Source organism: Fibrobacter sp. (assembly GCA_024398965.1).
Taxonomy (GTDB): Bacteria; Fibrobacterota; Fibrobacteria; order Fibrobacterales; family Fibrobacteraceae; genus Fibrobacter.
Window position 1 is genome coordinate 1 of the sequence record JAKSIF010000055.1, and the last position, 13,205, is coordinate 13,205.

The following is a 13,205-nucleotide window of genomic DNA, read 5'->3' on the forward strand; positions in this document are numbered from 1 at the left end:
AGCAAATTTTCGGTACAGGTGTAATGGGCGCCGCCACGGGTGTCGTCTTTCGGGGCGAGGATGGCTACGGTTATGGATGCGCCGCAGGATTGAGCGTCGCGACTTAGCTGGCCAAGTTTCTGCCCGATTTTTGTGTACAGCTTGGGAGCGTCAAATGCCAGGCGCTTGCCGTAGGGCGGGTTTAATAAAATCACAATGTCGCGGGCTGTATCGTTTGCGGATGGTCGAACTGCGCAAATGTCATCAATGGTGTAGCTAAAGAAATCCTTCAGCTGCGGGTTGATGGTGACTGCGTTGGGATTTGTTTTCGCAATTTCTGCCAGCGGGCTAGCTTCTGCATTATGCTTGATAATGCTGATGGGGCGTTCCGAAATGTCGCTAGTGATAATGCGTAATATGTTTTGTGTTGATTCTAGATTCTGTTCCTTCGAACCTAATTCAACTAAGGAACTAAAGTTCCTAGTTTCATTTATCGACTCCGCTCCGCTTCGCTCAGGATGACATTGTGTAGAATCCGCAGCCTTTAGCAAATAGTTCCAGGTGCCTTCCTTAAAGGCGGGCTGGTGCTTCAAGGCAAAGTCCCTGCACTTGCCGGGAATCAGACCGTTTGCAATGTAGGCCGCTTCCAGCGAGAAGGTGCCGCTACCGGCCATAGGGTCCACGATATTTAATTGATGATTATCGCAGGATGGTGTTTGCCTAACGCTTGATGATTGATGAATGGCTTGGAACCTGACTGCCTCGAAAATCATTGCTGCTGCAATAGTTTCTTTCAGCGGGGCTTCGGCAACAAAACGCTCGTGACCGCGCTTGTAAAGTTCTTCACCGGCCAGGTCCAGCCAGAGGGTGCAGCGGTCATCCTGCAAGTTGACGTACAGGTTTTGCGGATACGAGTCTGGATTAGAACCAGCCAAGGCCTTGGCGATAATCGGTGCCACTCTTTCTTCGATGGCACCTGAGTGATAGAGCCTTGAATGCTTGCAAGTCACGTGTATATCTAGATTCTGTTCCTTCGAACCTAATTCAACTAAGGAACTAAAGTTCCTAGTTTCATTTATCGACTTCGCTACGCTTCGCTCAGAATGACAAACGGGCAAATACAATTCCCAGGGTACCGCGGCAGTGCCTTTTTCCAGCTGTCCGAAATTCTCTGCCTTGAAACAGCCGATTTCCATCAGCACGCGGTTGGCGATGCGGCAGTAGGCCACAGCCTTCCAGGCTTCCGTGATCTTTGCGGTAAATTCCACCTTGCCGTCGCCTGCGACTTTTATACCCGCGGCGCAGTTCTCGCTAGATGTGTTTGCCGTGCTGTTCAAACCAGATGCGTTTGCGCACTTCGAACCCGGCGTCCCATCTGAAGTGACTTCCACCCCGATGTACTTTAACTCTTCCGCCAGCGTTTCTTCAAAGCCCAAAGGAGCTACCGCCATAAACCGATGGGGCTTTCCTATTACGTGCTTCTTGATTCGCTTTTCCAAAGCGGAACTGTTCTGTACATCAGCCATGCCCGCAAATATAAAATTATATTTCTCACCATGAATTTATTCAAAGATAAAGTGGTTGTTGTTACCGGTGGTGCCCATGGAATCGGCGCTACCATCGTCAGTGAATTTGAAAAAGAAGGGGCCAAGGTTGCCCTTATAGACATTCGTGAAAACCCCTGTTATGTTGGGGATCTTTCCAAGAAGGAAGTGCTTGAAGATTTCGCAAAGTTCGTCATCGAAAAGTTCGGCCACGTGGATGTTCTGGTGAATAATGCTTTGCCGCTGATGAAGGGTATTGACGAATGCTCCTATGAGGAATTTTCCTACGCTTTGGCGGTGGGGGTGACGGCACCTTTTTACTTGGCAAAACTTTTTGCACCTTACTTTGCAAAAGGTGCATGCATCATTAATATGTCCTCTAGTCGCGACCGCATGAGTCAGCCGCAGACGGAAAGCTATACGGCGGCAAAGGGCGGCATCGCAGCGCTTACTCACGCACTTGCCGTAAGCCTCGGGGAACGCGGCGTGAGAGTAAATTCCATTTCTCCGGGTTGGATCGATACCGGTTTTACCGTATATGAAGGTCCCGATGCAACCCAGCAGCCCGCAGGCCGCGTCGGCAATCCACTGGATATTTCCAACATGGTGCTGTTCCTAGCCAGCGACAAGGCCGGCTTCATTACTGGCGAAAACATCTGCATCGACGGTGGCATGACCAAGCAGATGATTTACCACAACGACTGCGGCTGGAAACTAGAAAAATAGCGTATATCCCCAAGAAATTGCTGCATTGCAAAATTGAAAATTGTTGCAAAAAAAATGTCCGCCAATGGCGGACTTTTTTATCGCGATATAGGTTCTGTTTGCTACACCAGCAGTGATTTAGAACTGGAAGTAAATGAATGGCGGGGTATCGGCGCTCATAAACTGGTACATAAAGAATATGATTACCGCCGTGGCAAGAACCATCAGGGGCAACGGCAGGGTGGCAAATGCAATGCGGTAGCGAGACTTGATACGCTGGGGAATCCAGTGAATCAGCATGCCTGCCACGAATACCAGGATAATATTCATGTGTTCCCAGGCAATGGCGGGAATGGTATCCAACTTCCAGGCGGAACCCATCTGGTTCACCATGTTCTTGGCCGTGTTCCAGGCCACTTCGTTAGCTTCCGCCGGGTCCAGGTTGGAGCCTGCGCGGAAGAACAAACGGGTAAAGGTGATGAACACGAAGGTGAGGGTCACATTCCAGGCGACATAGAGCCAGTGGAAAGTCTTCTGGCTGAACAGTCGGAAAATCATGACGGAGTAAATGCCCACAAACAGTGCACCGAACCATACTGTAAGAATGGCGAAAATGGGATAACCCAGGATCTTGTAGAAAATGGCGCAGATTGCCAGCAGGAAAAAGGATGCGAAGGCTCGCCAGGAGAGGCTTCGCTTGCACCAAATAAGGTTGAAAATCTGTCCAAATCCGTTGAGGCCGCCCCAAATGATAAAGTTGAAGCTTGCGCCGTGCCAGAGGCCGCCCAGGAGCTTTGTAGTCATGGCGTTCATCTGGGTGGTAATGAACTTCTTGGATTCCGGCTTAAAGCGCATATAGAGAAGAATGTACAGCAGGAATGCGGCACAACCAACACCAACCCAAATGCTGCCAGAAAGAAGTACGGAGGAAACTGCGGTGAAGATAATCCAGAAATAGGTGCCGAAGGAAGCCTTTCGGTTACCGCCCAGGGGAATGTACAGGTAGTCGCGAAGCCAGGTGGAAAGGCTGATATGCCAACGACGCCAGAAATCCGTGGGGTTCAATGCCTTGTAGGGGCTATTGAAGTTCTGGGGCAGACGGAAACCCATGAGCAAGGCGACGCCAATGGCTATGTCGGTGTAGCCGCTAAAGTCGGCGTAAACCTGCAGGGAGTAGGCGAACAATGCAATAAGGTTTTCAAAGCCGGTGAACAGCAGCGGGGTGTCGAAAACGCGGTCCACAAAATTAGTGGCCAGGTAGTCGCTCAAAATAACCTTCTTGCCAAGGCCATTCAAAATCCAGAAAACTGCAATGCCGAAGGCGCGGCGGGGGAGGAAGAACTTCTTGTAAAGCTGGGGCACGAAATTATCGGCGCGGACAATGGGGCCTGCCACCAACTGGGGGAAGAATGTGAGATAAAAGCCGAAGTCAAGGACATTGCTTACGGCCTTGATCTTGCCGCGGTAAATATCGACGCAGTAACTGATGGCCTGGAAAGTGAAGAAGGAAATACCCACCGGCAGGATAATGGTATCCACCAGGGAGTTGGTCTTGAAAATAGCGTTGCTTGCTGCGGCAAAGAAATTGTAGACATGAAGTTCAATGCCCGTAATCTGGTAGAACACATCCAGGAAGAAGTAGGCGTACTTGAAGTAGCTCAGTACCAAAAGGTCGATGGCAACTGCAAGAATCATCCATAGCTTTCGAACCCATTCCTTTGAAGCCTTTTCAATGAACTTTCCGATAAAGAAATTGGCAACCACGCAGAAAATCAAAATGCAGACATAGCTACCGCTGGTCTTGTAGTAGAAGAACAAGCTGGTGGCGAACAGGAAGGTGTTGCGCATCAGAATTCTGTTGTGGACCAGGGTCAAAACAGCGAACACAACTGCAAAGAATCCCCAGAAGTAGAACTGTGTGAACAGCAGGGGACTGTTGGGGTCAAATGCAAAGGTGCGGGTTAAAAAAGGAAGTATATAATCGAGCATGGTTCTAAAAGGATTTTGTTAATTCTTCGCAGGTTCAGCGATCTTTTTTTCAGCAGTCTTTGTAGGGGTGTCCTGTGCAGTGTCGGACTGTTTTACCGGGGCCGGCTGCAGAGCCTTGGGTTCCTCGGCTGGAAGCTTTGCGATATGATCGGCATAGGCGTTTATCAAAGCCTTGTAGAACAGATCGCCAAGTAGGTGGTAGCCGGCAAGCTTGAAGTGAACCTTGTCGCCCTTGGCTAGGTCTGCCTTTTCCCACTTTGCCATGGAGCCTAGGCCACCCATAAGGTTGAACTTGTCCCAGACACCGGCCTTGTGCTTTTCTGCCAGATTGAAGAACGCCTTGCGAGCCACTTCGCCATTGGGGTGCTGCACGTAACGACGTCTCTTGACCTTGCGATACATGTCGTTGTTGGTCTCGAAGATAATTGCAGCATTAGGTGAAACCTTCTTGATTCGAGCAATAAGCTTACTGTAGTCGTCAACGAACTGCTTGTCGTTGAAATTAACAACGTTGGCGTCGTTGATGCCGATGGCGAAAATAACCAGGTCGGGCTTGTAGAATTCCATTTCTTTTTCGAAATTGGGGGAGATTTCCTCGAAGTAGTCGTGAACCCTGGCCCCGTTAATTCCTACACCGGTGTAGGTAATGCCCGGCTGATCATTTTCGGACAGAATGCCGGTAAGGGTGAATCGAGGACGTGCGTTCTTCTTTACGGAATCGGCAACAGCAACTGTGTCTGGAATGCAGTGGGTGTTTTCAGAGTTGGATTCGTCCAACTCACCTTCGGCGTAATTGACTGCGGGCTTTGCAACAACGTCGGAACACTTCCGCATGCCTGTTGGATTTTCGGCAACCTTGGTTTCCTTGTCGCTAGCAGCCATGCAGGCCGTATCTAGCAAATCGCAGTCGCCTTGGAACATGGAATCCAGGGCCATCTCGGTATTTGCAGGTAAAGTCACGTTGTCTGGAACAGAAACCTTAGCCGAATCCTTGACTGCATTTTGGGCCTTGGCTGCGGAATCGATTTGCGTTGAATCCATGTTTGCCCTGGCGATAGAATCCTGCAGCAGAGAGTCCGTGATGAACTGTGCGACGCTGGCCTGCTGGAGGCTGTCGACCCAACGGAACTGGATCAAGATGGAGTCGATGGGGCGAGGACTGGTAAACACATAGCTACCGCTGGAAGAATCCTGGACGCCGTAGATGTCTGTAGAATCAACGCGAAGAACCGGCACCACGTCGTTGTTGTCGCTGTAGCCAAAGAGACGGAACTTGGTTTCGCCCCACATGGGCTCGGAATTATACTTGTCCAGCAATAACGAGATTTCTGCACGAGGATCGCTGGTGCTGACTGCAATGCCCAAAAGTCCAAGGGGCATGTTCACAGCCTTTTGGATATTGCGGCATTTTTCCCAGATGCCCTTGTAATAGCTGGCATAGCTGGAGGGGGTGTTTGTCTTGGCCGCAGAGTAGGGAAATACGAAACCGCGGCCGGCGCTTGCACCCGGATATTCCTTGATCAGGTGTTCGCGGATACGACCGGAGATTACATCTGCTTGCAGGTGGGATCCACCTATATGCAAAATGCGGACTTGACCCTTGTTTTCAAAAACCAGCGTGTCCAGTTTTTTATAGAAGGCTTCGAAATCGGCGTCACCCTTAGGGAACTGGATTGTGTTCAAGGTTGTGTCAATGAAGTCGTACTTGGATAAGTCTAGAACATAGCTGCCGGGTGCGATGGTCAGGTCCTTGGCAAAGCCATTGCTGAAAGACAGAATGCATGCAAAAAGGATTATGAACTTAGCAAAGAGTGTGTATCCAGTTTTCACTTGGCCTCCTCCGCAGTATTCTTTGTAGAATCAGCCTTTGCAGAATCCTGAACTGCGGACTGGACTGGTGCGGACTTTACACTGTCGGCGTAGTCGTGAATGTCGCGGAGTTTTTCGTCGCTAATGCCGTGCTTGTCGCGGAACTTGAAGTAGTCGTAGTGCATGCGAAGTGCTGCGCAGAACAGGTCACCCATGTAGGCGGCACCACGGCGGGTAAAGTGGATGTGGTCCGTAAAGCCAAGGGCCGGTTCCTTTTTGACCCATTTCATCATGGCTCCGTTTCCACCCATGACGCGGTGCATGTCCCAGTAGGCGACTCCGTTTTCCAGGGCGACTTGGCGTAGGGTCTTGATGGTAAGGGCTAGACCCGGATAGGTCTTCCATTGGCCATCCACCTGCTTTGCCATGTCTGCGGGGCCGATGAACAGAATGTCTGCGTCGGGGTTGGCCTTCTGGATCGCATGGATCTGGCGGGTAATGATTTTCTTTGTCCATTCCACATTGCTGGAACTGGTTCCCGGAACAAGGTTGCCGCCGTATTCCATAATGATGAGGCGGGCGTTCATTGCCTTGTAGCTTTCTGCCAGAAGTTCGGAATCGATGCGGTGGAAGATTGTGCCGGAGCTTCCGCGCATGGCCACGTTGTCTACGTTTACGCCGTAACCGCCTTCAGCAGAAATGGCGTAGACTTCGGCATAGCCGGAGATGTACAGCTTGGCGAGAGAGGTTGTATCCGGAAGCTTCCAGGTGTAGACTGCCAGCTTGTTGAATTTCTCGACAGAGGGGGCGGCTGCTTCCACAACCTTCGTAGTGGTCTTTTCCTTGGGAGTGCCGTCTTCATTTTCGCCAACAACTTCGGTAAAGGTCTGATTGACGTTTAGACGAACCTTGATGCGGGCGTTCTTGTTCACAAGCAGCTTAAAGGTGTTGAAGCCGCCAACGTGCTTGAACTGGTCCTTCTTTTCCTTTCGCTTCTGGATGGTAATGGCGGCGTCTCCGTTAAGCTGGGCCAGCTGGGCAAGCGGGCCGTAACGCCCGTGATCTGCTTCCTGGTCCTTGGGACCGAACAGGATGTATCGTTCCAGGGCTCCGCTGCTGGAGTGACTTGTGGTCTGGGAAGGAACTGTCATGATAGGAGGCATCATGCCGGGACCTGCACCGCCGAATTCGTCCTGCAGGTCATCGCGGATGGTTGCAGAAATACGGTCTTCTTCTAGCTGGGAGTCACCGTAATGAACGATATGGACAACGGTGCTGTCCAGTTCGGCCAGTTCCAGATGCAGGAAAAAGCGGTCAAACCAGGTGGGGTCGTCGTTGGGGAAATCAAAGCGGGTTTTGCCGTTTTTAAAGAAGTCCTCGTAAAACTTTAGGGAGTCGGAGAATGCCGCAAATTCCTTCTTGCGGGTGGCTTCCATCATTTCCCTGATGGCGGCTTCGGGGTCTTCCTGAGGTTCGGCGGCAGAATCACCTTCTGCAACTGCAGGAGCCTTCTCGAAAATATCCGTCAGCTTAGGGTAGCGGAGCGTGTAGTCTCCAATGGAAATGCCGCCTTCGGGATAGATCACGGCTACAATGCCGAGAACTACAAAAAGGCTAAGGATACTGAGTAAAGTTTTTAAAGGGGACATGTATCAATTAACAATGAACAATTAACAATGAACAATGGACAATTACGAATTATGAAGTACGAGAAAAAGGTCTCTCATAATTCATAACCCATAATTCATAATTGCGAAGCTACAGTGCTGCCTTGATGGCTTCTACGTTGCCAACGTGCATGGTGCCGTCTCGCAAATCCTTGTATTCGAATTCGCCAGCGGCTGCCTTGTCGCCATCAACGTAAACCACGATCTTTGCACCCTGGTAGTTTGCCTGGTCCAGCTGCTTGCCCATCTTCATGGAGGAGAGCGGGTGAGAAACTGTATTTCCGTTTGCGCGGAAAATCTGGGCTGCTTCAAAGACCTTCTTCATGTCGTTAGTGAAGCTTGCGATGTAGAAGTCCACACTCTGCTTGGGGCTGGGGAGCAAGTTGTGTTCGCGGAGCAAGTCTGCAAGCACCACGTCGCCCATGCCAAAGCCAACGCCCGGAATGCGGTCGCCGCCAAGCTTTTCGGTAAGGCTGTCGTAACGGCCACCACCTGCAATGGCGCGCATGGATTTACCCTTGTCGAACACTTCGAATACGATGCCGGTGTAGTAGGCGAGACCGCGGACAATGGAAAGGTCCAGGTTCACGCATTCGCCGTAACCAGCGGCTTCCAATGTGGCAAACAGGTCCTTGATTTCGTCGAGAGCGGCGGTAGCGGCTTCGCTATGGACGGCTGCAGCAACTTCCTCGATGGACTTGCAACTCATGAAAGCGTCAAGCTTTGCCACCTGATCTTCAGTGAGGCCAGCGTCAGCCAATGCCTTTGCAAAAGCTTCGGGGCCGATTTTCAGGCGACGGTCAAGAGCGGGGTAGACCTGTGCGGGGTTGGGGGCGCCAATTTCGTCCAGGTAGGTGGCCAGCAACTTACGGCTAGAAACGCCAATGGCAAATTCCCCATCCTTCAGGCCGAACTTGCGGAGCATGGTGGCGATAGCTGCCATCAGGTCGGCTTCGGCGTAAATGCTTTCGGTACCGATGATGTCCATGTTCAGCTGGAAGAATTCACGGAGGCGACCCTTCTGTGCCTTTTCGTAACGGAACAGGCGAGGCATACTGAACCACTTGAAGGGTTTCTTCAGTTCGCGGGCCTTCTGGATCACCAAGCGGGCGAGCGTCGGGGTCATTTCGGGGCGGAGCGCAATGGCGCGGTCGCCCTTGTCCACAAAGTTATAGAGCTGGCTTACGATTTCGTCGCCGGACTTTCCGGTGTACAGCTCCAGGTGTTCAAACATGGGGCCTTCGTATTCTTCGTAGGCGAATTCTTCGGCGGTTTTACGCCAGGTGTCAAAGATGTAGTTCTGAATGCGCTGTGCTTCAGGATAAAAATCGCGTGTGCCTTTCGGCAACTGGGGAATTGCAATACTCATAGTGCTGCCAAAGATAGAAAATTGGAAAAAGCCCCCGAAATTTTCGGGGGCAAAATGCTATTTGTATAGAAGCAATTTTGAATATTACTTCACTTCGATGAGGGGACTGGTCTCGCTTAGCAGGTAGGTCCATTCCTCGCGAATCTTTTCGTATTCGGCAGGGTCGGCATACAGCGCAAACGTAGTCCACTTGATGCTGTTCTCACCATTGAAATCCTTTTCGAAACTGACGTAATCCGGTTCACGGCTGAATGCCTTGGGACCTTTAACCACTGCGGTCTTGCCACTAGCGGCCTTGACAGTCAGGTTGTAGCTGAACTGGGTCTCGTGAGGCATACGGATGGGATGGTGACGCTTGGAAACCTTGGGCAGCTTGAAAAGGCTGCGCTCCCATACGTTGGGGAAACGGCCCTTCAGTTCGGAACCGCCCTGCCCGAAGTAACCCTTGGATGCGTAGGTAACGATAAGGATCAAGGGCTTGTTGAATTCAGACAGGTTCTCGATCTTGATGTTTCCGATGCTAACGTCGGGAATACCTGTCACGAGGAATTCTTCCATAAGGCGTTCCTGGTCCTTGACGTCGCGGCCGTAGAAACGGTTACGCATAACGCTGCCGAACTTGCCTGCAAGAGAGACGGAGTCGCGGAATTCGCAGGCACCGTCGTTGCCGATAAACAGGCGATGGTTGATTGCAACCTGATGCTCCTGGTTGTCTTCCAGGATGGGGGTGGTTACCACATGGCTGTTGTCGTCGTCAATAACCAGGGCCACCTTGCCTTCCATGTCGAGGGGCACGGGGCGGTCGTTTCCAGTCTTGTCCGTAGCGTCAATCCACATTTCGCTGATCTTGTCCTGCTTGGGAACGTAGAGGATCATGTGGTTGAACTGCTGGATGGTGGGAAGCTGCTCGAAGCCTTCTTCCGTAAGATGGATTGCGGCAAGATAGCTCTTGATGCCAACTGCGGCAAGCATTTCCTTCAACAGTAGGGCCATGTCCTTACAGTCGCCGCGATGCTCCTTGAGCGTCACTTCGGCGGTCTGGGGAATAAGGCTGTGACCGCCGAAGCGGACATCGCGGTAGCGGATGTCGCGGCGTACGAAGTTCACGATGGCCTTGACGGCGTTGTCGTTTGCCTTGCTGCCCTTGACTTCGAAGGCTTTTTCACGAACGGAAACAGCCTGCTTGAACTGGTGCTTGATCAGGTTCTGGTAATCTTCGCCGACGTTCTTCCATTCCTGCTTTCCTGTGAGCATCAGGCCTGCGCCGAAGTCGCGGTATACAGGCATGTAGAGTTCCTTGCGGATTACCACAGGATTGTTGATGGTCCATTCCACGCCGCCCTTGATATCGCGACGTTCCAAGGGGCCGTATTCCTCGGTAACAAAGCGGTCCTTGTCTGCATAGATCTTGAAGCTGGCTTCACCAACGGGAACATCCTTGGAACTTACGAAGTTGGTGTAGGGAATCATACCCTTGTTCTCGATGTTCGTACGGCTGTACTGCATGTAGATGAAGTCGCCCGGTTCCAGTTCCTGCAAGGGGAAGTGGGCTGTCTGGCTTTCGTTTCCGCCGCCGATTTCCGTGGCGTAAGTAATGTAGGCCCCGTTCAGGTTTGCCTTCTGCTTCAGCTTCATGTTGCTGTCGTAGACTTCCAGGGCGTTAATGTAGATGCGGTCGAAGCCTGGCAGGAAGTCGAAGGTAAATTCACGGTAGATGGCGGCGCCGCGCACATCCAGGATTTCCATGAACATTTCCTCGGAACGGGTCCAGTTGGCACCCTTTTCTGCCTTCAGCATTTCCTTACGGTAGTGGATGACGGCAGGGAAGTCTCCGTCGACTCCCGCGGCCTTTGCCTCGGGACGAAGCAGGCTCTTGAGGTCTGCCGCCCTAGGCTCCACCGGGTCGATAGGCTTTTGCAGGGTGCGGTTGTCTGCCTTGCCCAGGAATGCCTTGGTTGCAGACAGGAAACTCTTGGCGTCTTCGTTGTCGGGCCTTAGGGCCAGGGCCTTCGTCAGGGATTTTTCTGCATCGCGGTAGTTCCTGCTGTAGAAAAGAATCTTTCCCTGCATGGTCCAGATCTTGTAATCGTTTCTGTCTTTGGCCAAGGTCTCTTCGCTGATGGCGCGGGCTTCCTCGAAACGGCCCAGGAACATGAGGGCGTCCATCATGGTGGTTCCCAGCTCAACGCTCATGCCGAAGCGTCCACGGACTCCGTAGAGAACATCCACCGCTTCCGCGTACTGGTCCAGGCCCATGTATGTCTTTGCCAGGTACACGCCCAGGCGGCTGCTGGGCTGGGTGTCGTAAAGTCGCTGTACCACCATCAGGGACTGGTTACGCTGGCCAAGTCCCCATAGGGCGTCGCTCAGGTTGATCACGTATTCCGGATTGTTGGGCGTGTAACGCAATGCTCCTTCGGCACATTCGCGGGCACGACCATAGTCAAACAGCGCCTCGTACATTTCGCCGAGAATGCTCAAAAGCTTTCCGTTCTTGCGGACCAGTTCCCTCTGGCTTTCGAAATGGCTGATGCCCGGTCCGTACAGTTCTTTCATCTGGTACACGAAACCGCAGTTGATCAGGTATAGGGGTTCTTCCGGGTCCATCTTGTTGGCGCGTTCAAAGTAGCTGAGGGCTACCAGGGGCTGGTTCTCCAGCAGTCGGAGCAGGCCCACCTGGCTCATGATGGCTGCATTGAACTTGGCCTGTTTCTTGGCCGCGTCAGCATCGGCGCTGTTCATCTCGGGCTTTGCACCGACGGTAATCCCTTCGATGGCATGGTCCATGACCTTGCTGTACTTGCCCTTGTTTACGCCCTGGGTCCAGGTGACAACGAGAATGCCTCGTCCGTCTTCGTAGAAGTAGCGTCCCTTATATATAAAGTCAAACTTGTTGACCACGTGGGTCAGGGTAAAGTCCTGGGCGTATTTGTCGCCGACTTTCTGGCGGTGTACTTCCAGAGTGGGGTTGGAGGGGTCAACGCCAAGGCGTACCAGCAGAACCTTGAACAGGTCGTTCTGGTTCACTTCGTCCTGGGGAACCATGGCTCCGTAGACGAACATGGAGATGTCTTCGCCTTTGTTGCTGAGGACCAGGTCAGGGTCGTCGTTCTGGCGGGAGATTCCCATCCAGTGATGCCATAGGGTATCCTTTACGCTCCAGGTGTAACCGAGAGCCTCGGACTTGAATTCCTGCACCCGTTCAGGGGACAGTTCCGGACCGGATTCCTGGGACGTTTCCTTTAATGCAAAGCTTGCGAAGAATTCCTTCCATTCTTCCTTGAGGGCTCCTTCGGCAGGAACATCGTCTGTTGCCGACAGGGTCAGGGTGTATACATGGTTTCCGCCACCGATCACAAGGCCTACAGCCTCGTAGGGAGTTTCGAAGCGCTTGCCCTTTACGTCGAAGAATGCGCCTGTGGCACCAAAAGCCTCTTCCGGGTAGGTCTCGGCCAGGGTAGCCTTCTTGCCGCTGCTTTCAAAAGCCTGCATTTCCATCTGGGCGCGGTCCATGAGTCGTGCGGGTTCGCCCTTGGGTAGTTCGACCTCGATAAGAACGGCTCGACGTCCGGTCTTTGCGTTATAGAATTCGTAGGGAACGCCTGTTTCGCCCGGGTCGTTGATGCTGACCTGGGACCATCCGTCGCTGTCGGGGGCCTTGAAACTGAATCCGGCGGTACTGATGGCTCCGTTCCGGACCATGGGGGCCTGTTGGCTTGAATTTCTCTTGCCAGAACCAGCCGTGGAGGACGGGGCGGGGGAGGATTCATAGTCTCCGAAATAGTCTTCAGCCACATTTGAGCTGCGCTCCTCTGAACTTTGAGGGGCGTTTTCGGTTAGGGGCTGGCCGTTACCGGCACAGGAAACCAGGAAAAACAACCCAAAAAGGGGAGCTAGACGGAAAAATTTGTGATTAAAGTGACTCATAACCCAATAAATGCAAAATTTTTTCTAAAAAGACCTACTCAACTCCCGCAATTTTAATAAATTTGGAGTCAAACGCACGCCACTTCGTTTAATGTGGCAAGCATTTCACAATAAAACAAAGGATCCAATAATGGCTCTCAAACTCGGTATCAATGGTTTCGGTCGTATCGGCCGTATGGTGTTCCGCGCTGCTGTGGAAAACTTCTCTAACGACAT

7 protein-coding genes are annotated in these 13,205 nt (G+C 52.1%); 1 reads left to right on the forward strand and 6 read right to left on the reverse strand.

Going from position 1 to position 13,205, the window contains the following annotated elements; genetic code table 11:
* A partial coding sequence (locus MJZ26_13100; GenBank protein MCQ2106714.1) for a hypothetical protein occupies positions 1 to 1,505 on the reverse strand: 1,505 nt, incomplete at its 3' end.
* Positions 1,506 to 1,535: 30 nt separating this feature from the next.
* Here MJZ26_13100 and MJZ26_13105 point away from each other — a divergent pair.
* Positions 1,536 to 2,249 (forward strand): SDR family oxidoreductase, encoded by a 714-nt coding sequence (locus MJZ26_13105; GenBank protein ID MCQ2106715.1) that lies wholly within the window; start codon positions 1,536 to 1,538, stop codon positions 2,247 to 2,249.
* A gap of 117 nt (positions 2,250 to 2,366) precedes the next feature.
* Here the strand turns inward: MJZ26_13105 and MJZ26_13110 are convergent, their stop codons facing one another.
* The 5 genes from MJZ26_13110 to MJZ26_13130 form a co-directional block, all read right to left on the reverse strand.
* Positions 2,367 to 4,217, reverse strand: a complete 1,851-nt coding sequence (locus tag MJZ26_13110) for an MBOAT family protein (GenBank protein ID MCQ2106716.1) — start codon at positions 4,215 to 4,217, stop codon at positions 2,367 to 2,369.
* A gap of 18 nt (positions 4,218 to 4,235) precedes the next feature.
* Complete coding sequence (locus tag MJZ26_13115) at positions 4,236 to 6,047, reverse strand: GDSL-type esterase/lipase family protein (GenBank protein MCQ2106717.1); 1,812 nt, start codon at positions 6,045 to 6,047, stop codon at positions 4,236 to 4,238.
* On the reverse strand, positions 6,044 to 7,675 hold the full coding sequence (locus MJZ26_13120) for a hypothetical protein (GenBank protein ID MCQ2106718.1): 1,632 nt from the start codon (positions 7,673 to 7,675) through the stop codon (positions 6,044 to 6,046). Before MJZ26_13120 ends, MJZ26_13115 begins: the two co-directional genes overlap by 4 nt.
* Before the next feature lie 109 nt (positions 7,676 to 7,784).
* A complete protein-coding gene (hisS, locus tag MJZ26_13125; GenBank protein ID MCQ2106719.1) occupies positions 7,785 to 9,062 on the reverse strand; it encodes a histidine--tRNA ligase in 1,278 nt (425 codons plus the stop codon).
* An 84-nt stretch (positions 9,063 to 9,146) separates the two neighbouring features.
* On the reverse strand, positions 9,147 to 12,857 hold the full coding sequence (locus MJZ26_13130) for a tetratricopeptide repeat protein (GenBank protein MCQ2106720.1): 3,711 nt from the start codon (positions 12,855 to 12,857) through the stop codon (positions 9,147 to 9,149).
* Positions 12,858 to 13,205: the final 348 nt, after the last annotated feature.

Bases quoted from the DNA above. Each gene is read 5' to 3' on its own strand.
- MJZ26_13105 (MCQ2106715.1), top strand. From the start codon at position 1,536: ATGAATTTATTCAAAGATAAAGTGGTTGTTGTTACCGGTGGTGCCCAT.
- MJZ26_13110 (MCQ2106716.1), bottom strand. From the start codon at position 4,217: ATGCTCGATTATATACTTCCTTTTTTAACCCGCACCTTTGCATTTGAC.
- MJZ26_13120 (MCQ2106718.1), bottom strand. From the start codon at position 7,675: ATGTCCCCTTTAAAAACTTTACTCAGTATCCTTAGCCTTTTTGTAGTT.
- hisS (MCQ2106719.1), bottom strand. From the start codon at position 9,062: ATGAGTATTGCAATTCCCCAGTTGCCGAAAGGCACACGCGATTTTTAT.